This is a genomic window from Bifidobacterium castoris, assembly GCF_003952025.1.
GTDB classification, from domain to species: Bacteria; Actinomycetota; Actinomycetes; order Actinomycetales; family Bifidobacteriaceae; genus Bifidobacterium; species Bifidobacterium castoris.
Genome location: NZ_QXGI01000004.1, coordinates 117,333 through 143,772, shown reverse-complemented (window position 1 = coordinate 143,772; position 26,440 = coordinate 117,333). Strand labels below are relative to the sequence as shown.

Below are 26,440 nucleotides of genomic sequence, written 5' to 3'. Positions count from 1 at the left end.
CCGCGCGAACAGTTCCGCCTCGCGGCTACGATGTTGCGCGATGGATATGTTCACATCGAACAGTGTAGAAAAGGAAGGCATGAGGCATGCGCATGAAGTGATACAGTTCGCCTATACGTGTGCCCGTAACACGAAAAGCGCTACGGGCACACGTATAGGCGCACAGTGCAACTGCATATCACGGATTCACAAGCTCATAGAGCTTGGATTCGAAGATATGCATCTGCCGCTCGATGGATTTTGCAATTCGAGGATCGTCAATGCGCAGTCCCAGCTCAATATTGAGTGTCTCCGCACTGTAGGAGAAGTTTGCACTCGTCACGAGCAAGTGACGGTGATCCACGCACAAGAACTTCGCATGATTGCGATACCGCTTCCCTCTCCCATCATCATCCGCACAAACCTTCGTACGGAACACCTGGGCTTGCGGAAACGCGCGTGCAATATCCTCAGCCGATGAATGATCCCGATCATCCTCTTGCCGATTGGCATAGCCATCCACGTAGATCGTGATCTCCAGCCCCGGTTGTTTTGACACCTCTTCGAGTGCCTTCCATAGGTCGCTCGAACGTTGGAAGTTAAACGTCGAGCACATGATCGACGCCTGTGCTTCCAGCAAGAGACGACTGCGCACGGAATTGAGTTCTCCCGTATGCACCAATCCCAACGGGGCGGTCCATACTGGCGTCACCTCATAACTGTTGCTGTGAGCACCTTGGATGATGTGCATCAGCACAACATTCTCCACCATCGTGGCAGTACGATCCAACTCGCAGTTGCCCTGCGCAATAGTGGTAAGCAACTCGTCAATCTCTGTGCGTCGGGCAAGCTTGGGAATGGCTTGCCCCAACGCACTGGACAATGGGTACCCTTTTTGCAGCAGATTGGCAAGGTCACGGGCCTCCGTGCCGGTAAGACACTGACCGAGTCGTATGCAGGCCTCTTGCACGTTCATCAACCCATATCCTCATCTGCTGTGAAGAATGCGCAATCCTTATATAGGCAATGCTCATACTCACCGGGCAGCGGCACAATGAATCGGCGGTCGAGGAAACGGTTCGCGCGCTCGCATGAGGTTTCCGACAGCATGCAACAGCAATGGCACGAGGCTCCATGAAGGAAGTCTTCAGGATCTTGTGGAACACGCTGGGCACAGATTGGATCGGATGAGCAACGGCGCATTCCCCGCAGTGCATCCTTCATGATCTGTTCGAACGTTTCTGGTTCGCTCAATGCCACGAGACCGCCCAACGTGCCGTCGGAATCCGAAGCCGTCGTGGAGATGAGAATGCCTGCGGCTGCTGGACGTTCATCCTTCGCGTCCCATGCGTATAGACGTTCCGTCAAACTTGCCATGCCGTAACCCGACGACAGCGCCATGCGTTTGATAAGCGCATGTGCAAGCGTGTGCATCAGCCAATACCGTGGCCGAGGAAGACGTGTGTCGGGGTCAACTTCCTTGGATGTTTCCGAGAACCGGTTGTAGAAGTTGCGCCGATGTGCTTCAACATATGCTTTCCACAGCGGAGTTCCGAGGATGTGCTCTTGCCATTCAGCTATCTTGTGTTCATCAAACTGGATAAAGACGCCTTCGCCGAAGTCCTCGGTGGTGGGAACCCAGTTAATGTCGGGTTCGAGATTGAGACGGACAAGACGCGAGCTGGGATCGTTCGCGCGGTCATAGTCATCGACCCGGGTGAAACCAATGAGTGCGTTGACCTTCCTGAGCCGATCCACAGCCAGCAGACGCCGCACACCCATATTCTGCAATGTCAGCGTGACCAGTTGGTTGCGTACGGTAAGACCGCTTTGCGTATCGGTCTCCCGACCGTCCTTAATGTCGTCCCGGTCAAGATACTCCCATTCCGGGACGAGCAAATCAACCGGTTCCCATGCTGCTCTTGCCTTACGGCGTTCCTCTTCCGTGAGTTCGCGAACGTTCTGCGCCGTAAGAATGAGCTGGCGAAGCTTTGTTTCGGTTATATGATATTGGGCCTTGCTCAAGGATTTATATATGGTACGAATGTTGGTTTCCAGTTCCTCATCAAGCATCCAATCAGCAGCACCGAGTATTTTCCGAATCTCATGGTATTGATCCATGGTTTCGTCCATCTTGTTCAATCGCGGCATATCGATGATGCTCTGTACAACGGGGAACCACAGATTGGATGCACCGATGAGCATGAGACGCGGCACCTTGTCACATCCTTTGGCGGCAAATGCGTTGAGCTGCGGCATGCGTCCCCGACACCGGGGCAACTTGACGCGATTCTCGGAACCTTGCGCTTCTCGCATGGAACGTATTGCACCGCAGCTTTTGCAGATGATTCGGGTACCTACTGCGTTCCGACTGCTTTCCACCATGCGGAGCTGAGGGCGCTCTGCGTTGGGGCATGATCCACCATTATGCACCCACCAGACATATGGGAATTCATCCATATGGCCGTTTTCGCATACAAGCAGATAACGGGCTGACACACATGGCGCATTCTTGATCTTCGTGCTCCGGCGAGCTTTCCCCGGGCAATTCTTATGCACGAATTCGGCGCGATCAGGCCGATATGGATTGGTGTTTGCATACCCGTTGGCAAAGGTCGAGACCGGCGCGAGCAAGTCGCAGCCGGTGCAACGCAACCATTGCGGGAATATGCGTGCGGGTACGCCCAGATCATCTCCTTGGCGGGCGTTGCCATCCGGATTGGGCTGCCATGGGAATGGACGCAACTCGGTGACGCGCGGGCCCAGCATAAGCTGCACATTTTCCAATAGACGCGGTGCGGTAACCGTTGGGATACCTGCGCGACGCTGCCAAATGTATTGCCAAGAATCAAGGCCCATGGGCATGACCGTGAAATGCGGCATGTCCATGATGGCACCGGGACCATAGGTATACAGCAGTGTCGTGCCACGCGCGCCACCGACCTTGGCGTGGTTTTTCCCTGCACCCTGCAGGCGTTCGGCGTCGCCAAGCGGATCGACGTCATTCTCTGGATCGTAGATCCAGGCTTCATCTGCCTCGATTTCGGCGGTAGTGTTCTTGTCACTCATGATTCGGATCCTTCTCATCCTTCTTATTATGTGCTGACACACCCTGAGGCTGCCATTGTGGTGCATCGTCGGAATCGTCATACCCCAGACGATTGGGGTCGGGAGATACAAGAATGTTGATCTCCGGCTGCACCTCACGCATCGAATTGGCGACGACGAATCGCCTGTCTGCCATCGTGGCATCCGATTCGGCGAGCTGTTCGGCGGAACGCATGAGACGGTCAAATCTGTCGTCGTCTTTCGGGACGCGTTCATACGCGAGCACCTTGCCGTCCCCGTTATCGGCATTCGCCAAGGTCTCCCACACACCGATGCGGTTGCGAAGACGCGATATGGCCTCCTGCGACGCGTCTTCGCCACCGGCATTGCGAATGCGCTCGCTCAGCAGATCAACGATGTGCTCGAGGAATTGATGCTCTTCGGCTGCTCGTCCTGCGTTCATCTCAGGGTTGAGACCATTCTGCCGCGTGGCGTCCATGACGCGTGCGGCGCTCACGAGCAATCCATCAAGTCCTCTGTCCAATGATGTGACCGAGAACGGTGTGACCGAGAGTGGTTCGACGCGTGCATAGAAGGATTCATGGTATGCCTTGAATTGTTCATAATGCGCAAGGTCTCGCGGCCGAGCCCAGTTGCCCAAGGTCACCACAAGTCCAGGACGCTTTGCATCTCGCCCGACACGCGACGATGCCTGAATGTATTCAGCCGTGTTCTTCGGCTGCCCCACGATCATCATGAGACCCAGTCGGGGCACATCCACGCCGACCTGCAGCATGGATGTTGCGAGCACGGCATCAAACGGACGAGCCTCTTCGGATGCGCGTCGTTTCCTCTCCGGCTCCTTGATGTCGAGTTCCTTGTTTGGTGTGCCTACGAGGTTGGCGTCATATTCCACGTCGAAGGATGCGGCCATCTCGTTCAATGTGCGCACGATGTCTCCCGACGAGATACGCGATGTCAGTTCGCCAACACGCAGGTTTCCGGCATCAGTGCCAAAGCGGCGTGGTAACCGACTACCAACGCGGCCTTGCTTGGTATGCAGACCGATATCGTCCTGCATGAATCGAGCCATGCCAGCCAATTCACGCACTGTTGAAAAATATGCAACTAGTGTCATATACGGATCGGCGGCATTGCCACCATCCGCGCTATCCATGAGGAGTTGGGCACCCTTCAACAGAGTCTCTGCAGTATGAATCTCCGCTGCGCTCAAACGCACGCCGGTCGTGGAAAGCCCAATGTAACGACGCCCTGGCGTAGTACGGTCGCACGGCTTCTCGTGGGAGAAGAATGTGTCGGATGCATCAAGCACCTGCGGTGGGAACATCGTGGTACTGCGCGCATAGAGCTTATGCACTTGGTCAGGCGCATTGCGCACCGTTGCCGATGATGCAATGACCAACGGCCGGACCTCACGTCCCTCGGCATCCTTCCACGTGCACATCACATCGACGGCGGCTTCAAAGAGACCCACCGAGGTACCCAATGCGCCGGTGATGAGATGCAATTCGTCCTGAATGATGAGGTCCGGAGGCCGCAGTCGCGTGGCCGGATGAATATAGGCAGCCGGATGGCCCTTGGCCGCTTTGTGCTGTGAATCGTCTTGGATCTCGCAGCTCCGGAAATCAGATTTGCCAAGCTTGTCCAGCTTGGGGACATAGCCGTGGCGGTCGCACTTGCGCCCAACATAGCCGAAGAGGCTTGATGCCATTCCTTCACGCGCAAGACGAGCGAACTTGTCGACCGTCGCAATCACGAATGCGGGAACGAGTCGATAGATCTCCTCATCGGTCATGAGCACGGGAATGCCTTCTTCCACCGGTCCGCCCTCCGTAAACGGGCAGGTTCCTCTCTTATCGGAGCAGTGGATGTACACGCGTCCCGCGGTCAGGTCGACTTTCACGTCGGCACCCGTCAACGCATTGCCGCACCATGGGCACGCCATAATCTGCAGCACCGAAGGGTTCGTATTCGCGCGTTGGTACGACTTGCGAATCTCTTCTCTGGCCTCCTCAACGCGCTTTGGCGTCACACTCGTGCCCACCCATAGACCGATGCGGAAGGGTGCTTCACCCCACGTCTTGGGATCTTTTCGACGTTCGAGTTCGGCGGCGCACACAAGTGTGGATGCACGTTGGAACTGCTGCGAGGTCAACAATCGCAACGTGTAGCGCATGAGAACGGTCACGCCTGCGGACCCGTCAAGTCTGTCGGCTCCCTCTCCGATCATGCCCTGACGCCGGCGAATGGCGAACGAGTATGCGGCAAGACCGAGGTAGGCTTCGGTTTTACCACCACCGGTCGGGAAGAAGAGCAACTGCGCTTGGGCCGCCACGCCTTCACCGGAGCGTTCCGCAATATGCGGCTCAGTAAGCGCATGAATCTGCATGAGAATGAAGGCAAGCTGGAACATGCGCCAATGATGCGGATACTGGCTGTCAAGCGCTTTTGCACGCGCCTCATCAATGGAGAGTATCTCATCGTTGGCACGGAGTGCACTGATCTGCGTATGCACGCGCTGTTCGGCCATAACCGTATTCATGAAGTGGAAGCAACGTTGTGCTTCGGCATCATTGCACAGGAAATCAATGCCATCCTGCAGTTGACGAGCAACAAGACGTGCTGTGCCCACCACATCGCGAGCGGTGCGCTGCAAATGCCTCGGCAACGCATCGATGGAGGCTTCCTGCTCATTGAGCCATGTGGCGTATTCCGTGGCGATCGGAGACAGTGCCGCTCGCAATTGATCGCCATCCATCGTGGCCAGCTTGGTCATGTCCAGTTCGACGCCTTCGACCATGCGCGCCTCAGTCTGGGGAATATCAGCAGTGGGCAGCCACGTTGTCCGCACATTCGTCGCACGACGCGGGTGCTCCGGTGCAACCGTCCAATCGGCGGAACACGTACGTCCCACGGCGAACTCGAGCCGATTGCGGTACTGCAATCGCAAACAACGCTGTTCGTAATCCGGTTCCTCCTCGAATGAGGCGTCCTCATTCCAGTCATGCACCGGCAGGAACACCGCACGCCCGTCGGCGTCCACGTTGAGTAGGGTTTGGAACATCCATTTTGCCGTGGGAACCGGCTTTTCGGACTCCATGTCGTTGCACAATGCGATTTCAATGAGGCATCGCTTGAGATCTGAGTCGTCATACCGGTCGACGCGCAGCACCACATGATCCTGTACGGGGAATGATGTGGTGACACCATCGCGTAGATCGCTCAGAGGAATCCTTACCGCTCCCTCCATTGGCACTCGCTGATAGTGCGTTTTGGAGGTCTCCCTGCCGTCCTCCCCCTGCACTTCGACCTTTTTATTCTCATACCGCGCCCACGAGCAATGCACCGTGAACACATCGAGATCATCGGACACCTGGAAACGCAGGCCCATCGACGATGGAATCATGAGGCCACGCCGTGGCGCCGTGTCGCCATCCTCTCCGTCAGGCCCCGCAGTCTGCGCATTGTCGATGTCCTCGGAATCTTGATCGTCGGAGTTCTGCCGGGCAGCCTCCTCCTCATCGAGGCCCACGCGCACAGGAGCAATACGACCGAGGATGTATTTGTTCTGCGGGCGTGTTTCGAGCAGTTCGTCGTCTCCTTGGGCGGGGCCGAGCAATTCACGTGCGAGAATGTCCTGCAGGTTTTCCCGGCACATGTACGACGAACCATCCAATGGTTCGGTCAGATTGAACGGGGATGTGTGTTGGGCCATATGGTACTCCCTACTCTCGTTCGGCGTCGGCACGCCGATGGTTTTCTTCCAACAAACGGTCGAGAATCTCAACGCGCGCCTGCGGACATACGGTCCACCGCGTCACATCACGGTATTCGTAGAACCCATGTTGCAAATCGATATCCGACCAGTCGTACGCCGCCATGACCGTTTCATCGAGTTCCCGGTGGATGGCACGCATGCGTGCAATATCGGCGTCATCATCGTTGGTAATGTCAGAGTTGTTAATCCGGTTGTATAAATCCGTCAATCCGAGTTGACGGCGCAACATGATTTCACGTCGTTCCTCGTCAAGCATCCTACCGATGCGTTGAAGCGCATCAGTTGCCTTTGGCCGTGGGAACGGAACAAACACAGCTGTTGGAACATAGGTAGAATCCTGCCGCATGGTGGTTCCGTATTTCATTACCCAATCGCGATGCATCGATGATGACAACACACTTAAATCGGCATAGTTGCTTGTCGCAAACACAATCAGCTTTGCATCCAGTATCTGATTACTGCTTACCAGTTGCGGCATCAATGTCTTGCTGACTTGTGCTATAACAAGCACACGGTCTAAAGGGGCAATGGCTTTTCGTAGAGCTGGCCGTTTCTCAGCGTATTGCCACCATCGTTCCGGTAAGGGTTTCCGTAACTTATACGTACCATCCGCTTTCTTTTTTTGCCGTTCAGGCTTGACGGTTTCAAGAATATGCTTGTACGGCAGTGAATAGGTCCTTGCTCGTTCCTCAGACCAATCATTGAAATCGATCACCCATCGTGATGCACTGCAATCTGGTCTCGAATTGAGGTCTTTACCATTCAAATACGGATGGAGTACTTCCTTATTCCGCGGGTCGTCCGCAATCCACTCATTCGCTTGCTCTTGTGAGATAATGAATCCCTGCCCAAGCACAATGCAGCCTTGGAAGCTGATATTGTCGTTCTCTTCTAGCGGTTCAGGCTTTCCGGCAACTCGTCCTTGCGGTTCCAACAACGATGAGATTCGCGCGACTTCCACACCATCGCAGTTACGTTGAACAGCATCAGGAACCGCACCTTTGACTCCCCAAATGGTCGAGTATTCCAAATTGGCGCTTTTCACTGGCCATGACCGGGAACGGATGGAACGGTAGATTGTGAAATGCTCTTGCAACATGCGGTCAAGGCTTACTTCTCGCGTCTTGCCTTGCGCAATCGTATTCGTGGCGAGTAACCCCAAGGTACCGCCAGAACGCATAATAGAGAATGCACGTAGGAAAAAATATGCGCATAAATCGGCGCTACCGCGGTTGCCATCAGCAATGGTGGTAATAAGCCATTCGCGCACATTCGCCCCCATGGTTCCCGTCAATTTTTGACCACCGAGGAATGGCGGATTGCCGATAATAGCATCAAATCCGCCATTTTCCATGACCTCGGGGATTTCCAGTGGCCAATGCACGCATTTCCATCGTTCGTAGTCCGTGGGGACTGTCGGCGTAAGGCCACGATCGATAATGGAATCGAGCATTGTGGCATCGCCATCGCCTTCAGCCGGGTACGCCCGCCCGACGGCAATCGACAAATCCTCATAGCTTGTGCCCCATTCCTTACTTGGCTTGCCGTCGGCAAGCAATCCAGCAGCGACAACACCGTCTGCAATCGTGCGTGTACGTTCCAGCGTTTTGTCAATTTCACGCATTTGCCGTTGCTTCGCTTTAGTCGACCGTTGTGGATCGTTGTTGTTGATCTCCTCGGCAAGTTGTTTGCGCAAACGACGCACGGTGCGCATTGCTTCATTCGTATCGTTGGCGAGCGCATATTGGCCTGCCGCATTCATATCCAGCAGCGATAGCGACGCCTCCTCGTCATTGATGCGTTTGCGCTCCACCTGTGCCAGATTGGTCACACCGAGCAATGTGTTGCCATGCAGAATCTTGTTGTCCACAAAACTGAATGGCTGTGCCTTGTCTAATGAAATGAGCCAAAGCGACAGCTTACACATTTCCACGGCCATGTCGTTGATGTCCACGCCATACAGGCAGGACGACACCACCTTGCGTGTTGCACTCAACAGGATCCGGTCGGGTTCCATGGCCGGCAACGCATCCTCCTGCCGCCATGCCTCCACAAGTTCACGCGCGAGATACCGTGCCGCTGCAACAAGGAACGCGCCGGAACCGCAGGCAATATCTGCGACGTGCAGATTGAGCAATGCATCGGAATTGATATGCCCCCACTTGCTTCGATCGCTTGTCTGCAATGGTCCCGGGTTGTAGACGAGCGGTTCGAGCGCATGTTCCACGACTTCCTCCGCCAATGAGCGCGGCGTGTAATGTGCGCCCGCATCCTTGCGCGATGATGTTTCTGACACATACATCATGCCGTCCAGCAAAATGAATGGTTTGCCGCGCATATCGCGCCGAGTCAACGCAATCCAAGGACGTAGGCGGTCACGCAATACTGCGTCACCAGTGACTGACAGCAATGCACGTTCATCGTCTTTTGTTGGCGTGGCCGTCAACTGTGCACTGAGTTTTCTCTCGGAAACAGTCTGTGCACCAGGTTCGTGCATTTTCACCCATGCCTGTATCGCCTTGGCGCGCTCCATACCACTCGGATCATCATCGTATTTGCGTGCGATGCGTTCAAGCTCGTCAAGTGGCATCTCTGGTTCAAATCCAGCTTTGCCATCCAATCCCATCATGATTGTGCTGGCCTTTTTGCACGTATACCCCAAGAGACTTTCGTAAATATAGCCGATTTGCTCCACATCCATATCTCGGAAGGACACACGGCGCGCTTCACTGTTCACATGTGCAACCTGAATGGACCGCAATACATGCAGCATGACGCGGTCGGTTACCGTGATGACAAGTTCGCCCTGCTCATCCACATCCGTGAGGAATGGATGGCGTTCCGGATCGAACACCGAGCCACCATAGGCCGGCAGCCTCATGTCTTCGAAGTTGGCACCGCTATACAAGGCACGGGATGTGGCGAGCAGACGGTGCCATGACAGACTCGTGCCGTCCATGCCCTCCTCGCCTTCCGCCGAGGCACGTACCTCAAGGTCGTCAAGCACACCTGCCATGCCATATGATGCATCGAAGAGGCCACCCTGCGGCAGGAGTCCACGCTCCTGCGCAAACAGCAAGAAGATGATGCGCATCATGATGGTGACAGCGGCCTGATACACTTCGTCACCCTCCGGCAAAACACCGGTCTGGTTCCTCGTAGCGGATTCGCCGAACGCAGCCACGATGAGCTCAACCGCCTGCCGTACCTGCGAACCAAGGGTTTCCGTAATCTCTTCCGCGGCCGTCACGGATCCTGCAAACAATGCCGGCAAACGATTCTCAGGCTTGTCCGTAACCAACTGCGATACACTGAGCAGATTGGTGAACGCATCGCGTACATTCGGCGTATCAATCCACATCTGCGAATCGAACTGTCCCCATGCGGCTGGACCATCCTTCGGTGCACTCACGATGCCCCACCAGCGTCCATCGGTGACCACGCCAATCGAACAATCCGACGTGCGCTGACGCAGCATGAGCTGCATGCGGTCAAGCGGATTCGCGTTCCACCCATCATCAGGCGTATCCGTTAGGGTAGATGCCACCGGATCCGTAATGAGCACAAGCGCTCCCGTGGTACCACGCAACCGCAAGCGACCATTCGGAACAACGCTTACCAATTCATTGGGTGAGATCGCGCGGTATGCCTCCATACCCGATTCGTCAAGCTCCTCATAGTCAGTCTGCCAATCCAACAAGGCCGTCAACACAAAATGCACCCAGACATCACGCTGCTCACGGTACAGCGTCAGCGCATCAGCGAGCGCCTGCTCATCATCAGATTGCAGGGCAGTGCGCCTCCAAGCATCCCATGCCGGCTCGAAAAGCTCTTTCCGCGCATGCAATTGCCTGAGCCGTTCCGGGCCTGCAGGCTGAATGCGCAGCGGTGGCATGCCTTGTGGCCACACCTGAAGCAGTTCGGGAACGGCAAGGAATGGTCCTGCTGCATCAACGAGGGCAAGCCAATCGCGATGTGCCTGTGATCCGGTTTCGGCTGGCATACGGCGTCGTATGTTCATTGTTGCCTCCATTGCTGCGCATCACGCTCATTCACGGCAAAAACGAGTGCCGCAATCGACACGTATGGCCGAATATTGCGGTAGCGCAAATCGACCAGTTCGATTTCCTTGCGTTCCTCGTCGTCCAATGCACCAAGGCGTTCCGTCATGTTTGCTATGTCGCGTGCGCGTTGGCGCTGCTCCTCATCAAGCCACAGCGTCATCTGCTCTTGATCTTCCTCTTCCTTCAAGCGCTGGAGTGAAGCCTGTAGATTGGCTCGAAACTGCGAGAAGATGCCATGCACACGCTGCTTATCGTCCTCCTCCCGCTTATGCAGGCTTGTCTCCACCGCTTGTTGCCGTATCTCGGCACGCCGCATGACAGCATCTTCAAGACGCTGCTTCATGCGCCCCTGGTGTTCATCCCATGCTGCTTCCAAATGCTTGAGGATGGCTTCATCGGCCAATTGCAATGGGCGCTCGGCATCCAGCGTGTCGTCCAGCAGCTCCAGCACCTTTTCCTCAGCCATGTTCTGTGCGCCAAAGCGTATGCCTGTCACGAATATTTCCTCATGAACGCGTAGTCCTGAGCGACCAACGAGCACAAGACGTGCCACAGCCGCCGCACATGTGTACTCCAATCCTGGAACAACCACTGCAGTAACGCGATGCAGTTTGGATTCCTGCCCATAGAGGTTGCTCCGTAATGTGCGTGCAGCTTTGTCTAGCAGCGTGCTTCCCAGATGCATGTAGGCAATGTCATCTGACTTGACTTCATCTTCAACACTGCTATCCGTAGCGCCTGTATTCTTGTCATCTTTGCCCTTAGCAATGATCTCGTTGAAAGTGATGAGGGGAATCTTCTCGGGATCGAGAATCGACCGCAGGGCATTTGCAATCGGCTGCCAACCAGGATTAAGCGAAGGAAGCTTATAGATACCTGCATGGTTGGTCGGAATAAGCGGTGGCTGATTGGTGAGTTCAAGTGCCTCATCGACCACACGCCGTTCCGCACTCTCGCTCAAATGCATACGCGTACGACTGGCGGCATAGTCACGTTCCAGTTCGGTAAGACTGCGGTTGAGTTCCTTGCCCCGCGCAAGAACATTGTTCATTTCAGCAGCAGCCTCGGTGGTTTCCGTAGGCAGTGTCACTGCTGCAGCATCACGTTTACAGAAGTGTGCATAGATCTGTTTATCGATGAGTGGATTGACGGTTTTGAGATCCTGCTGTTCGATGGAGATTTTATTCGCCAGACGTTCCAGGAAATCACTGTCGTCACCCAAACCAGATTTGCTGTCTGATTTGAAATAGAAGATTTCCGGCGCGTGCTGTTGCCCATACCGATCAATACGCCCTACACGCTGTTCGAGTCGTGAAGGATTGAACGGTATGTCAAAGTTGACAAGGCGATGGCAGTATTTCTGCAAGTCAATGCCTTCGCCAGCCGCATCGGTAGCCAGCAATACGCGTAGCGGGTATTCATCTGGGGCTTTATTGAATTGGGTACGAATCAATTCGCGCTCTTCGGCGCTCGTGCTGCCACTAATCGTGGCAAGTCGCTCTTTCGTATAGCCGCGCGATTCAAGAATGCCACGTATCCATTCGAGCGTGTCAGCATATTCCGTGAAGATGACAACACGCTCGTTATTCCAATTGCGCTTACCATCTGGACGGCATACCGAGTCCAACCATTCGATGAGTTTGTTCAAACGTGCATTGGGCTGGCCTTCATAACGGGTCGCCCAGTCGGTCAGTTCGGCAATTTCCTGTTCCGTGGCAGATGCAAGCGGATCGTCATTGCGGTTTTGGGTCAGTGCCACGAACTCCGGCTGTGTTTCGCAGCCTTCTTCCTCGTCAGACTGCCCCGATCCCATGACTTCGGCATAATAGCCATCGCCTTCCCAGCTTTCCCCTTCGCCGGTATCGGAATCCAAGTATCGCGATAATGTGCGGCCGAAAGCCCAAGGACTTGACAATAGCCGCTTACGGAAGAGCAGCGCAGTTACGCCTAATGCGCTTTTATGGGCTACCCCCCCCCCGATCACGTTCAGTGCGATTCAGAATGTCCTGAAGCAGCGTATAGTGCTCCACTTCATCATCCGTTGGAGTGAAGGGCAGGCTCTCAATCTGCCGTTCCTTGAAGTTGAGACTTGTAATGCTTGTTTTGAGTCGTCGCACAGCCACATCTGCCAATGCCTTCTCATCAATGGAGGCGCCACGGGCAAAGCGGCGTGAATCAATCATCTCAAGCAGCGCGGTGAACGATTCCGTATAGCCATTGTGCGGTGTGGCGGACAGGAATAGACGATGCTCGCAATGCTCGGCAAGTTTACGAACATTATGCGTGCGATTCGAATCCACGGCATAGCCACGCACACGACTCGACGATGGGGCAGCCGGTGCCACATGATGTGCCTCGTCCACAACAAGAATGTCAAACGAGTAACGGTTTGCCACTGAGTTTGCATCCGCCTGCGCATACACTTCGTTGAGCATGCGCTGTGCGGTAATCGAGGAGATCCATGCCATGGACATGATGACGCGCGGATACAAGCGCAACGGGTTCGAGCCCAATCCATAGCGTCGGCGCGTATCAGCGAGGGTTTCGGCATTCACAATGGTGAAATCAAGACCAAACTTCTCAAGCATTTCGGTACGCCACTTGATGCATAGCGACGGTGGGCACACAATGATGACAGTGCGGGCACGATGGCGCAAGAGCAGCTCCTCCACAACCATGCCTGCCTCAATCGTCTTGCCAAGACCCACGTCGTCGGCAAGGAGCAGATTGGCTCGCGGTGCGGAGAGCGCGCGGCGCAACGGTTCAAGCTGGTACGGTTCAAGAGTGGCACCAGTACGGAATGGCGCCTGGAATCGTTTCGCGTCTGCATTCGTAACAGCACCCCATCGCATGGCATCGACGAACGCGCCCAACCGATTAGGATCATCAAACGAGTGCACATCGATAAGGTTCGGCAATCCCTGATCCGGCAACACGGTCTGACCGACTTCCAGCTCCCACACAACAGAGAGCTCCTCGCCCATGCGGTCTTCCTCAATGGATTGCAACGACACCACATGCTGTGTTCCCTGAATGTATTCATCCGCAGGGCTTCGAGATATTCGCTGTTCAGTAACGTCAGTCACGGCCCATGTGGCACCACGTACTTCAACCACACTGCCAACGTCTGGCAACGTTGGCATCTCCCCAGCCGTGCGCCCCATGTTCGTAGTCCCTCCTCGGAAAACGTGCGATATACGTGCAATATAACGGTATTGAGCATAACAACGTCAGTGCATGGTTTCAACTTATTGCCGTGTCCGTCTCTCCAATTGAACACCCATGTTCAGCGACCATCTACAAAACCATGCACATACTTATCACTATCTGCTTCTACCGCCGCACAAACAGTTCCGGCCCGTGACTACCATGTTGCGCAACGGATATGTTCGTATTGGAGCCAAACCGCGCAGAAAGAGCAGATATGAGTGAAGTGATCACGGAGCAGGACAAGCAGTATGAGGCGCGCGAGGAGGCGAACGCGCCGGGCGACGACCAGCCGATGGGCGACCGCGTGAACAACCGTTCGCTGCGCCCGCGTTCCGACGCGTTCGTCGAGTTCATGAGCAGTGGGTGGGACGACAACGAGCCCGAGATGGAGCGTCTCGAGTCGGCGGACTACATTCCCGCGCGCCTGCAGGCGCTCAGCGAGGCGTTTCCGGGCGAGCGGCTCGTGATTCCGGCGGGGCAGCCGAAGGTGCGCAACAACGACTGCGACTATGCGTTCCGCCCCGATTCGGCGTTCTCCTACTATACCGGCCTCGGCCAGGACTACGAGGCGGGCGCCGTGCTCGTGCTCGACCCGGACGCCGACGGCACGCACACGCCGATGCTGTTCGTCGCGCCCCGCGCCGACCACTACACACAGGACTTCTTCAAGGACCCGCACTACGGCGAGTACTGGGTGGGTCCCCGCGCGGGACTCAAGGAGCTCGAGGCGATGACCGGCATCGAGACGCATGACATCGCACAGCTGTCCGACATGCTCGGCAAGGACGTCGGCGCCGAGGCCGGCGCCGTGCGGCTGCGCGTGATCCGCGAGACCGACCCGCAGGTCACGGCGACGGTGAATGAGCTGCGCGAGGGGCACGGATTGCCCGACGAGGCCGACAACACGGTGCGCGACGACAGGCTGCATGAGTTCGCCTCCGAGGCGCGCATGGCGAAGGATGACTTCGAGGTACGCGAGATCCGCCGAGCCGTCGACGCGACGAAGCACGGCTTCGACAACATCCTGCGCAAGCTGCCGGGCGCGCTCGGCAAGCCGCGTTCCGAACGCATCCTCGAAGGCGCGTTCAACTCGGTCTCGCGCGAGGAGGGCAACGAGGTCGGCTACGACACGATCATCGCATCCGGCGCCCATGCGCCTATCCTGCACTGGATCCGCAACACCGGCACCGTCGACGCCGGCGAACTGCTGCTCATCGACGCCGGCGTCGAGGTCGACTCCCTGTACACCGCCGACATCACGCGCACGTTCCCGACGAACGGCAGGTTCACCGACTTCCAGAAGAAGCTGTACCAGGCGGTGCTCGACTCGCAGCAGGCCGGCTTCGAGGCCGCCAAGCCGGGCGCGACCTACTCCGACATCCACCACGCCTGCATGCGCGTCATCGCCGAGCGCCTGCACGACTGGGGCATCCTGCCGGTGGACGTCGAGGAGAGCCTGTCCCCGGAAGGCCAGCAGCATCGCCGCTGGCTCGCCTGCGGCGTCGCGCACCACCTCGGCCTCGATGTGCACGACTGCGCGCAGGCCCGCTACGAGTCGTATCAGGGCGCGAAGATCACGCCGGGCATGGTGTTCACGATCGAGCCGGGGCTCTACTTCCGCGAGGACGACCTGATGATCCCGCCGGAATACCGCGGCATCGGCATCCGCATCGAGGACGACGTGCTGATGACCGAGGACGGCCCCGAATGGATCTCCGCCGGCATCCCCAAGCAGATCGACGACGTCGAGGCCTGGATGGCGCAGATGGCCGCCGAGGGCGCGAAGGACGCACGATGACGACGCCGACGTTCATCCTCGAACTGCGCGAGCATATCGGCCACGCGCCGCTATGGCTCACGGGCGTCTGCGCGTACATCGTCGACGACAACGGTCTGCTGCTGCTCGAACAACGTTCGGACACCGGCAAGTGGGCGCTCGTCTCCGGCATCATCGAGCCCGGCGAGCAGCCGGCGGACACGGTCGCGCGCGAGGCGAAGGAGGAGACCGGTGTCGACGTCATCGTCACCGACCTCGTCTCCGTCGAAGCCGACGACCATGTCACCGTCTACGCCAACGGCGACCGCACGCAGTACCTCGACCATCTGTTCGTCGCCGAGGTCGCCCCCGACGGCTGCAGCGAGCCGCGCGTCGCCGACGACGAATCGCTGTCGGTCGGCTGGTTCGACCCCGACGAGCTGCCCGAGCCGATGACGGCGAGCTCGCGCGAGCGCATCGCGGCCGCGCGCGACTTCCTGCGCCGGCGCAACGACGGCGACGCCCGCGCGCAGTTCACGTTCCGAGGCACGACGATCCGCCGCTGACCCGCTTCGTCCGCTTGGTGGCGGCCGTCATCGCCCGGACGCCGCCAAGGGGATGGAGTCGGCGATGCGCATGCCGTATTCCCGATTCATCCGTTCGCGCACAACATCGCGTCCCGGCTCGACACCGCGGCGCGGCCGGACCCAGTTTTCGCAAAAATGAGCTGAGAGCAAGCACGGCGCATCATCGTCCGAACCATCCTAAGATGAACGGCAGCAATGCGGTCGAGGGCTGCCACATGCCCCGTCCGCCACCATCGACGCCCCGACGGGCGCCCGGATCATACGAGGTGATACCCATGAAGATTACGATTCTCGGAGCGAACGGACGCATCGCGCGCATCGCCGAGCAGATGCTGCTCGAGCATGACGACATCGAACTGACGCTGTTCATCCACCGCGACAACGAGCTCGGCGCCGCGATGCTCGACAACGACCATGTGACCGTCGTCACCGGCGACGCGAAGTCCGAAGCCGACGTGCTGCCGGCGATCGAAGGCGCCGACGCCGTCTACGCGAATCTGGCCGGCGGCCGCGACGGCAGCGAGGACATCATCCCGATGGCGAAGGCGACCGTGTCCGCGATGGACAAGGCCGGCGTCAAGCGCCTGATCTGGATCTCGTCGCTCGGCATCCACGGCGAGGTGCCCGGCGAGTTCGGCGCGTGGAACGCGCGCATCCTCGGCGACTACCTGATCAACTACCGCAAGGCCGCCGACGTCATCGAGGCGAGCGACCTCGAGTACACGATCATCCGCCCGGCATGGCTGACCGACAAGGACGAGGTGGACTTCGAGACCACCGAGAAGGGCGAACTGTTCCGGGGCACCGAGGTGTCGCGCAAGTCCGTCGCGAGCGAGGTCGTCACGCTGCTGCTCAATCCGGGCGAGGAGCTCCGCGCATCGATCGGCCTCGACAAGCCGGGAACCGAAGGCGACCGTCCGTCGTGGATGCTGTCGAATTCGACCGAGCACCTGTCCGAGTGACACAGGCGGCTCTTCCGCCGACTCTTCCTCTCCGACCGTGACGGCCGGCGCCGCGTCTGCATGAATGCAGCAGAGCGACGCCGGCCGTCGTCGTATCCATCCCCCCACGCCTCGGCGTGTCGACTTGCCATCATAAATTAACGACGTTAACATTTAACGCAGTTAATCAAATAACGTCCGCGGCTATGGAAGCCACGGACGCGGCGGCGGACACAGGGAGGCGCGATGGCGGCCGAGCAACCCAACCAGTCGGAGTACAACCGTTCGCGCGTCATGCGCTTCCTGTACAACAACGGCGTCTCCTCGCGCGCGCAGATCGCGAAGGCGCTCGGATTGACGCCCGCCGCGATCACGAAGATCACGGCGAAACTCATCGACGAGGGCCTCATCGGCGAGACCGGCGAAATCGAAGGCGCTCGCAACCGCCGCTCGATCGGCCTGCTGCTCAATCCGGAGCGCTTCCACGTCATCGGCGTCAAGTTCGCCCGCAGCCTCATCCAGGTCGGCCTGTTCGACCTGGCCGGCGACGCGCGGCAGATCTGGGTGGATATGACGGCCGACCATCCGTCGATCGCGGACATGATCGCGTCCCTCAAAGCGCTCATCGGGCGCATCATGGCGCGCTTCAACACCGTCGTCGCGATCGGCATGGCCGTGCCCGGCCCCTATCTGCGCGACTGCGGGCACACGGCCGTCGTCTCGTCGATGCGGCAGTGGCGCGACGTCAACTTCCCCGCCGAATTCGCCGACGCCTTCGCGGTGCCGGTGTTCATCGAACAGGACGCACGCGCCGGCGCGCTCGCGCAGCAGCTGTTCGGCGCCGACGACGCGCAGGACGACCTCGCGTACTATCTGATCGGCGAAGGCGTCGGCCTCGGCGTCGTCGAACGGGGCCATACGATCGACGGCGCGCGCGGCACCGCCACCGAGATCGGCCATGTGAGCATCGACGTCAACGGCAGGCGCTGCGACTGCGGCAACTACGGCTGCCTCGAACGCTACTGCTCGGCCGTCGCGATCCACGAGGCGCTCGACGCGACGCTCGACGAGGACGGCGGCATCGTCGCCGGCTCCGACCGGATGACGCACATCGAGGCGTGCGAGGCGCTGTTCACGCTCGCCTCGAACGGCGACGCGCGCGCCCTCGAACTCGTGCGCCGCGCCGGCACGTACGTCGGATACGGTCTCGTCACGATCATCAACGCCTTCAATCCGCGGCGCATCATCATCGGCGACATCGTCTCGCATGCCGGCGCGCCGCTGCTTGAAGCGGCCATGCATGTCGTCGACGACCGCGTGCTGCCCGAGCTGGCGGAGACGACGGCAGTCACGCTCTCCGAACTGCCGACCGACGCGGCGGTCACCGGCGCGGCCGCCGTCGCGATCACCGCGTTCCTGGAGCAGCCGTCACGCTTCGCCGACCTTGCGCGGCGACGACGCGGCGACTGACGTATCCGCACGTCTCCCCCCCCCCCGGACGCCGGACCCGGCCGGCCGATCCGCCAATCAACGACCAACCACAACAGACCAACCCATCAACAACCAACAGAAGAAAGAAGGGTCATCATGGCCAAGCCAATCGTCGTCTCCCTCGGTGAGCTCCTGTGGGACATGCTCCCCACCGGCAAGCGCGCGGGCGGCGCGCCGGTCAACTTCGCCTACCATGCGATGATGAACGGCGCCGAGGCGTACTCGATCAGCGCGGTCGGCGAGGACGACCTCGGCGACGAGCTCGCAATCGCCGCCGAGAAGTCCGGCATCCACGCCGTCCTGCAGCGCAACGCATGGCCGACCGGAACCGTCGAGGTCGCGCTCAAGAACGGCATCCCCGAGTACACGATCGTCGAGAACGTCGCCTGGGACCACATCTCCTACACCCGTCAGCTCATCGACATCATCGAGCAGGCCGACGCCGTGTGCTTCGGCACGCTCGCGCTGCGCTCCCCCGAATCGCATGACACGATCATCGAACTGCTCAAGCACACGAAGAAGGACGCGCTCAGGTTCTTCGACGTCAACCTGCGCGGCGACATGTATTCGAAGAAGCTCATCGAGGAGATGCTCGGATACGCGAACGTGTTCAAAATCAACGACGAGGAGCTGCTGCTGCTGCGCGGCATGTTCGGCATCGAGGACACCTCCGACGAAGAGGCCTGCAAATGGTTCATCGAGCAGTACGACCTGCGCTACCTGATCCTCACCGGCGGCGCGACGTTCTCGACGATCATGTCGAACGACGGCGAGATCTCGACGCTGAGCACGCCGCGCGTGACCGTCGTCGACACGGTCGGCGCGGGCGACTCATTCTCCGGCACCTTCACTGGCCGCATCCTCTCGGGCGATTCGCTCGGTCTGGCGCACCGCACCGCCGTCAACACGGCCGCGTTCGTGTGCACGCAGGAGGGTGCATGGCCGGCCTATCCGCAGACGATGCCCGACTACCTCAAGGACATCCTCGGCCAATGAGCCGCATCCGCGCCCCGCGCATTGCGCGCCGACGCGCCCCGTGGCAACCCGCCGCGGGGCGCCATCGCCGTTCCGCCGGCCGCGCTACAGTGCAGGCATGCGCGTTGTATTGCAGAAAGTGAGTCGGGCGTCCGTGACCGTGACCGACGAGACGACCGGCGAGATTGACCCGACCTTCCCCGAACAGCGGATCGGCGTGGGTTACATGCTGCTCGTCGGCGTGAGCGACGCCGACGGCGAGCGGCAGGTCGCGTGGCTCGCCCATAAAATCGCGAATCTGCGCGTCTTCGATGACGAGGACGGCAGGATGAACCGTTCGATCCACGACGTCGGCGGCGCGATCCTGTCGATCTCGCAGTTCACGCTCTATGGCAACGTGCGCAGGGGCAACCGCCCGAGCTTCGTCGCCGCCGGCGCGCCCGCGCACGCCGAAGAGGTCTGGCTCGGGTTCAACGATGCGCTGCGCGCGCAGGGACTCGACGTGAAGACCGGCCGCTTCGGCGCGCATATGAACGTGTCGCTGACGAACGACGGCCCCGTCACGATTCTCTTCGACACCGAGGAACTCGGCATCTGACGCAATTCGGGCGGCGACCGTCACCGATCGCCGCCCGAATTCCCGTACTTCTTCCCGCAGTCACCCGCGGAAACGCGGATGCACATCACTATACACCACCACCGGTGCGTATGCGTACGGCACCGCGCACGCATACGCGCTCTGGCACGCGCACCGGCGCCCCAGCGTCACGCCCAGCGCATCCGTACGCGCTCCGGCACACACCGCCCCACCTCAGCGTCACGCCCAGCGCACGCATACGCGCGCCGGCACGCGCGCCGGTGCCCCAGCGCCCTACTCTGCGCACATATGCGCCCTCGGGGAGCACATATGCACCCCGTGTCCCGCGCAGCGTATGCATGCGCAATCCGTGCCGCACCCCGGCGCTCCAGCGTCTCACATCGCGTATGCGCGCGCACTGCGTGACGCTACTTCGCGCCCCAGCGTCCTGCAGTGCGTATGCATGCGCCGCAGGGCGCACTTCCACGCGCCTCAGTGTCCCGTATGGCGTATGGCATGCGCCTTAGGCGTCCCGCGCCACACGCGACATCACATCAGGATGTTCATCATGTGCTGCAGCATGCCGGTGCTCAGCATCAGGAACGACATGAGCATCGACAGCGCGCTGATGATGATCCCGGCGATCGCGAATCCGCGTCCGCGCTTGCCGGTACGCCGCACGTTCACGAGCCCGATGATCGAGAAGATGAGGCCGAACAGCGGAATGATCAGCGACATCACGAATCCGGCGATGCACATGCCGTCATAGCCGTTGCCTTCCGGCGTCCCGGTACGCCGCTCATAGCTCTGGTAGCGTTGGCGGTTCGTTCCGTAAGGGTCCGGCTGACCGTAGTAACCGCCGGGCTGCTGCCCGTAAGGGCCGCCGTACGGCGCGCCCTGCTGCTGGCCGTCCGGGTATTGCACACCCGGATAGGGCGCCTGCGGATACTGCCCCGGCTGTCCGGGCTGCGCCGCAGCATTCGCCGCCGGCTCCTCCGGTTTGCCGAAGGGATAGCGTTCGTCGTCGCTCATCCCTGGATTGGCGTAGGCGCCGTATTCCGGCTGCCTCGGCGTCATGCCGGCGCCGGCGGCAGCATCGTCGTCGTGTCCCTTCACCGCATCGCCGTACGGGACCTGGGCGTCGCCGCCCATCGCGTCCATCGGCGAGGGTCCATTCTCGTTTGCCATGCCCTCCATCCTAAAGGACCTCCGAAAATCCCGCGCATTGACCGCGAATCGTACGCACGACCCTCACAATCCGTTCCCGCATGCGGCCCGTCTCCTTGGCATACGATCCACGGCACGCCCATCGCCTTGCGCCGGTCTCACCAGCCCATCGACCGCAACGCCGCGACTGCGTGCGCAATCGGGATGCGTTCCTGCTCGATGCGCGGCACCCCCGCCTCCCCCACCCCGCACAGCGTGCGGTACAGCGCGTATTCGTCGTCGTCGAGCCGCATCGCCGCGCGCGCAAGCGGCTCACGCACGCCGATTGCGTGGCTGCGCGCATCAAGTCCTGTACCAAAGCGCATGGAGTATGCGTAGGTCTCCCGATCCATCAGCATGCTCGTACAGTCGATGCCGGACGCCCGCACGGCGGAGAGGATCTCGAAACCGGAGGCATCGAGATCACCCCAGTACACGACGTCGCAATCGGTGAGGAACGGCAGCAGCCTCGCCGCGCGCACGGCGGCGAAGCCGGAGCCGAACACGCATACCGCGTTGGAGAATGCCGGCATCGCCTGATAGGTGTCCTTGTTCTCGACGATGATCGCGCGACGCACCGGCCGTTCCGGCGTGTGTTGCGGCGTCACGGCGATGCGGTCAGGCTCGCCGGCGGCCGCCGGATCGAGGTAACGGTAGCGCAGCTCGTCGGGACGTTCGCGCAACGGCAGCGTGTCGACGCCGAGCACCATGCAGATCGCCGACCGCCGCCGCGAGCGCGCGCCGCCGAGCCATTTCGCCGAGAACCCCTCGAGCGGCACCTCGCGCGCCGTCATCGATGCGATATCGTCGCGATGCGCGGCGAACCATGCGGCCGCCCTCGCGAACAGCGCGAAATCGACGTCCGTCTCGTCGCGAAGCCGCTGCACCGCCTGCATCGCAATCGCCGGCGCCACGCTGCACTCCCGCGCGAGCTGCGCGGCGCGTACAAGTGTCCGTTCGCGTTCACGCCGCAGCGTTGCTCCGGCGATCGCGAGCGCGGTGCGCTCGTCCGGCACGGTGACGTGGTCGACGAGCATGACGCGCGCGCCGAGCCGCCGCGCCGTGCATGTCACGTCGCAGCCGTGGCGCGCGGCGAAGTCCTTGAGCGCGTTGTTCGCGTCGTGCACGGCGTTGACGTCTGCGATGAGCGTCGCTTCCTTCGGCCAACGCACCGCCTTCGTGCGCGGCCACGGATCGTCGATGGCGAACATCTCACGCTCGACGGTCCGCGCGACCCATGCACGCAGATCGTCGGGCGTCGCCGTACCTTGCGGATGCGCGGCGCGCGTGCCGCTCATCACGCGTCGTCCTTGTCGTCCCCGTCGTGCGCGCCGGCTTCGGAGACATCGGCCGCCCCTCCACCGCCGACACCATCCATCGTCTTCCCGTCGCCATCGATGAGCGCGATCTCGAGCATCGTGCGCCCGCTGTCCGGGTCCTTCCTCGCGATGACCGTCTTCGACGCCGATCCCATGATCTCGTTCGTCTTCGATTCGGGCGCCGAGACGATGACCTGGAAGCCCAGTCCCGGCAATACGCTCAGCGCGCGGCGCGTGTACTGGCCGTCGGCCTTGATGAGCGCCTCGTCAAGGAAGACGGTCGCGTAGGACGGCCGCGTCGCGTTGTCGTTGGCGAGCAGGTACATCAGCGCCGCGCCGTAGGCGAAGGACGTGAGCTCCTGCAGATAGCCGCCGGAACCGCCGCCGGTCGAGTTGATGCGTTCGGTCAGGCCATCCGCGTGCGCGACCGATCCGTAGAAACGCGAACGTCTGCGTGGATCGAGATTCGCGTTGCCGTGCCCGTTGCCGGCGGAGTCGTCGAAGCTTTCCTTGAGCTGCGCGATGAACGGCGCGCACCGGGCGAACAACGTCCTGCAACGGTCGACGTCGCGGCTGCCGCCTTCGCGGAACGCGCTCATCTGCTCGACCTGCCTGCCCAGCGCGGCGAGGAACGCCGGATCGGGCCCATCCACCTGCACGACGATCGACAGCCGACCGTGCCGCGCCCCGAAGGGATAGCGTTCGAGCAGCCGGTTGATCTTGTCGATCTGCTCGCGGATGCGCTGCGTGTCGACCTTGAGCATCTGCTGCAGCTCGGCGAGGTCCTGGTAGATCTTGTTGAGCGAGTTGAAGTACTCGACGTGCACCGCCTCGTCGCCGATCATGTTCGGTCTGAGCTCCTCGAAGTCGTGCATGAAGTACTTCGCGTTCTCGACGTCGGCGCTGATGCGCGCGTCCCCGGACGCGTACTGGTCGAGATAGGTGCGCATGCTCGCCTCGCACGAGCGGCGTCTGGCTTCGCGTTGCGCGGCGAGTTCGCCGATCCTGGCGCGCACGCCGTCGGTGATGGACGCCTTGAGCTCCACGAATCGACGCGCCGACGTCGCGTTCGCGCGTGCATGGCCGCCGTGCGAGCCGTTCGCCTGGTCGTCGAGGGCGAGCAGGCGGCGGACGCGTTCGCCGGCCTCCTTTGTGCCGTCGCCGAAATAGGCGAAGTAGCAGCGTTCGAGCAGCGTCGCGCACGCCTCGTCAACGGCCGGGGCGCCGTCCCGGATCTGCTGTTCGCGGTCGGCGATCCACTTGCGTGATGCAGCGAGCGCCGCCTGTGCGCGCCGCTGGTCGTCCTCGGCGCCGTATGCGGCGGCACGTGCCTTCGCGAGTTCCTTTTGGGCGGCTTCGAGCGCGGCGCTGATCTGCGCGATCTGCGGATCGTGTTTCAGTTCGTCGATCCTCGCCAGCAGCGCCTCGATCCGCAACTGCACGCCATTCGCGTCGACGTCCTGCCAGCTGTAGTCGTGCAGCCGTTCGGCGAGCGCATGGGCGTCCTCGAGCCTGCGTGACTCGGCGTCGAGCTCCTTGACCCGGGCTTGCGCATGCGCAAGCGCATCGCCGGCCTGCCCGATCTCGCGGCGCAGCTCGGCGAGGTAGCCTTCGGTGACGAAGCCGATGACCTGCGTCATGCCCTTCGTGCCATGGCTGCCGCGGCGGCCGTCCTTGATCTGGCCGTCGCGCTGCACCTGACGGCCGTCCTCGTCGAGGTCGTCGATCGCCTCGACGCATCGCGCATCGGTGCGCGGCTCGCAGACGCGGCGGCGCACCCACGCGGCGAACGGCGACTCGTCGTTGAACATGAGCCTGCCGGAGAGCCATCCTGAGCGCGGCGCGGCGTCCGCAGCGTCGTCGACGTCGACGAACTGCCAGTTGCGCCGCGGCATCGCCTCGCGCGGGATCGTCGAGACCTTCGCCGCGAAGCCGTCCTCGTGACGGCGGTCGACGAGCAGGATCGGCGCGATCGGCGCGTAGACGACGTTCATCGCGGCGCGCCAGTCCTCGGCGTCGTCGGCGACGTCCATCAGCTCGGCCACATACGGCAGTTCGGCGGCCGGCAGTCCGGTGGCGCGCGCGATCATCGCACGCGTCTCGTCCATCTCCTTAGTGATGCGCGTGCGCGAACGCTCCTTGCGCGCATAGTCCCTGTTGAGTTCGTCGAGTCGCTCCTGCGCCTGCTTGTGTGCGGTGAAGGCCTCGTACTGCCGGCCTTTGAGCGTCTCGCGCCGCGCGTCGTATTCGCGTTCGCGCGCCGCATAGTCATCGGCGAGCCGTTGCCATTCCTCGCGCGTCCCGGGCAGCTCCTCGCCGGCCTTCGTGAAGTACGGCGCGAGCTTCTCGGCGCGTTCGGCTACCTGCCCCAGATCCCGCTTCGCCTGCGCGAGGTCATGCTCGAGCCCCTCGATCTCGTCGCCGCCGGAGCCGCTGAGCTGGCGGGTGAGCGAGGCGACCTCGCCTTCGAGCCGCGCGACGCGCGCATGCGTCCCGTCGGCGGCTTCGGCGCTGCGTTCGGCGAGGCGCTCGTATTCCGGAAGCACGTTGACGACGTCCTGCGTCAGACGCATGTCAAGCCATTGCGCGCGCAGTTCGGCGGCGGCGTCCCGTTCCGGATCGATCGCGCGCAGCGCACGCACGCCGGAGTCAGCGGACTCGTACTGGCCGTATTCGTCGATGATCGCCTCGAGCTGGCGCACGCGCGCACGGTTGCGCTCCATGCTCGAGAAGTTCTGCGCGTACTGCTCGTAGTCCTCGACCGCGTCGCGGCCGGACCTGATCGCGCGCGGTTCGTCGAGCACGCCCTTGCGGAAGATGTCGTCGAGCTGCGACGGCGCGTCCGACGCCTGCATGCGGTGCAGCAGCCTGCACGCGGCCTCGGTCAGCCCGAAGCGTTTCCAGACGTCCTCGTGGAACTGCTTGGCCGAGTTGTAGGCGACGACGCCCGGATAGAGCTGCTTGAGCAGAGGGATCGTGAACTTCTCGTCGCGTCGCGCGTCCAGCAGGACGGGGTCTATCGGACGCTCGGACACGGCGTACAGTTTCGTCATCGACTCCGACGCGCCGTCCGCCGGCAGCCACATGAGCTTCGCGATCCACAGCGATCCGCTGTTCGCCGTGTCCTCGTATTCGTCGACGATCGCGCCCCAGACGGCGTAGGGGTCGCCGTTCGCGTCGTGGCCGCGCAGGTACAGCGGCTCGTCGTGGCCGTTGTTGTTGCGGATGCCGCGCAGGCCGAGCAGGTACGAGTAGTCGGAACGGTCGGAGCGGCCGGCGTTCGACGCCTTGTTGAAGGCCGCGTTCGCCGGGTACAGCAGCGAGACCTGAGCGTCGACGAGCGTTGACTTGCCCGATTCGCTCTGTCCGGTCAGCAATGTCACCGTGCCGTCCTCGGCCATCGACGGCCGGAAGATGTGGCGGCCGTCGTACGACCCCCAGTTGACGAGCTGGCGTTCCTTGAGCATCCAATGCTGCGGCAGCAGCTC

The 26,440-nt window shown here is 60.8% G+C and carries 15 protein-coding genes; 6 read left to right on the top strand and 9 right to left on the bottom strand.

Translation table 11 applies throughout. The annotated features are described in order from the left end of the window. Window positions 1–178 precede the first annotated feature (178 nt). The 6 genes from drmC to D2E22_RS10685 form a co-directional block, all read right to left on the bottom strand. The gene (drmC, locus tag D2E22_RS06150) at window positions 179–955 is read right to left on the bottom strand and encodes a DISARM system phospholipase D-like protein DrmC (protein ID WP_126032222.1); all 777 of its coding nucleotides are present in this window, start codon (window positions 953–955) and stop codon (window positions 179–181) included. Further along, entirely contained in the window at window positions 955–3,048 is a 2,094-nt protein-coding gene (gene drmB / locus D2E22_RS06145; RefSeq protein WP_126032221.1) for a DUF1998 domain-containing protein, read from the bottom strand. Before drmB ends, drmC begins: the two co-directional genes overlap by 1 nt. After that, window positions 3,041–6,763 carry a DISARM system helicase DrmA gene (gene drmA / locus D2E22_RS06140; RefSeq protein ID WP_126032220.1) on the bottom strand — a complete coding sequence of 1,241 codons (3,723 nt, stop codon included), beginning with the start codon at window positions 6,761–6,763 and terminating at the stop codon, window positions 3,041–3,043. The genes drmB and drmA overlap by 8 nt, the downstream gene beginning before the upstream one ends. Window positions 6,764–6,773: 10 nt before the next feature. Then, window positions 6,774–10,847 (bottom strand): Eco57I restriction-modification methylase domain-containing protein, encoded by a 4,074-nt coding sequence (locus tag D2E22_RS06135; RefSeq protein ID WP_126032219.1) that lies wholly within the window; start codon window positions 10,845–10,847, stop codon window positions 6,774–6,776. Continuing rightward, window positions 10,844–12,763, bottom strand: coding sequence for a helicase-related protein (locus D2E22_RS10690; RefSeq protein ID WP_126032218.1), 1,920 nt, complete (start codon window positions 12,761–12,763; stop codon window positions 10,844–10,846). The genes D2E22_RS06135 and D2E22_RS10690 overlap by 4 nt, the downstream gene beginning before the upstream one ends. 85 nt (window positions 12,764–12,848) lie before the next feature. Next, a complete protein-coding gene (locus tag D2E22_RS10685) occupies window positions 12,849–14,006 on the bottom strand; it encodes an SNF2-related protein (RefSeq protein ID WP_206431379.1) in 1,158 nt (385 codons plus the stop codon). Between the two features lie 308 nt (window positions 14,007–14,314). Between D2E22_RS10685 and D2E22_RS06120 the strand changes: the two genes are divergently transcribed. From D2E22_RS06120 to dtd, 6 genes are all read left to right on the top strand, one after another. Continuing rightward, entirely contained in the window at window positions 14,315–15,898 is a 1,584-nt protein-coding gene (locus tag D2E22_RS06120) for an aminopeptidase P family protein (RefSeq protein ID WP_126032216.1), read from the top strand. After that, a complete protein-coding gene (locus D2E22_RS06115; protein WP_126032215.1) occupies window positions 15,895–16,422 on the top strand; it encodes an NUDIX hydrolase in 528 nt (175 codons plus the stop codon). The genes D2E22_RS06120 and D2E22_RS06115 overlap by 4 nt, the downstream gene beginning before the upstream one ends. 296 nt (window positions 16,423–16,718) lie before the next feature. Beyond that, entirely contained in the window at window positions 16,719–17,405 is a 687-nt protein-coding gene (locus D2E22_RS06110; protein WP_126032214.1) for an NAD(P)H-binding protein, read from the top strand. A 225-nt stretch (window positions 17,406–17,630) separates the two neighbouring features. Continuing rightward, the gene (locus D2E22_RS06105; RefSeq protein ID WP_126032213.1) at window positions 17,631–18,854 is read left to right on the top strand and encodes an ROK family transcriptional regulator; all 1,224 of its coding nucleotides are present in this window, start codon (window positions 17,631–17,633) and stop codon (window positions 18,852–18,854) included. A 117-nt stretch (window positions 18,855–18,971) separates the two neighbouring features. Further along, complete coding sequence (locus D2E22_RS06100) at window positions 18,972–19,871, top strand: carbohydrate kinase family protein (RefSeq protein ID WP_126032212.1); 900 nt, start codon at window positions 18,972–18,974, stop codon at window positions 19,869–19,871. Window positions 19,872–19,968: 97 nt separating this feature from the next. Next, entirely contained in the window at window positions 19,969–20,448 is a 480-nt protein-coding gene (gene dtd, locus D2E22_RS06095; RefSeq protein ID WP_126032211.1) for a D-aminoacyl-tRNA deacylase, read from the top strand. A 528-nt stretch (window positions 20,449–20,976) separates the two neighbouring features. Here the strand turns inward: dtd and D2E22_RS10680 are convergent. From D2E22_RS10680 to D2E22_RS06080, 3 genes are all read right to left on the bottom strand, one after another. Beyond that, complete coding sequence (locus tag D2E22_RS10680) at window positions 20,977–21,615, bottom strand: DUF4190 domain-containing protein (protein ID WP_241218246.1); 639 nt, start codon at window positions 21,613–21,615, stop codon at window positions 20,977–20,979. Window positions 21,616–21,752: 137 nt separating this feature from the next. Further along, entirely contained in the window at window positions 21,753–22,931 is a 1,179-nt protein-coding gene (locus D2E22_RS06085) for a DUF3322 and DUF2220 domain-containing protein (protein WP_126032210.1), read from the bottom strand. Beyond that, a complete protein-coding gene (locus tag D2E22_RS06080; protein ID WP_126032301.1) occupies window positions 22,931–26,419 on the bottom strand; it encodes an ATP-binding protein in 3,489 nt (1,162 codons plus the stop codon). Before D2E22_RS06080 ends, D2E22_RS06085 begins: the two co-directional genes overlap by 1 nt. Window positions 26,420–26,440: the final 21 nt, after the last annotated feature.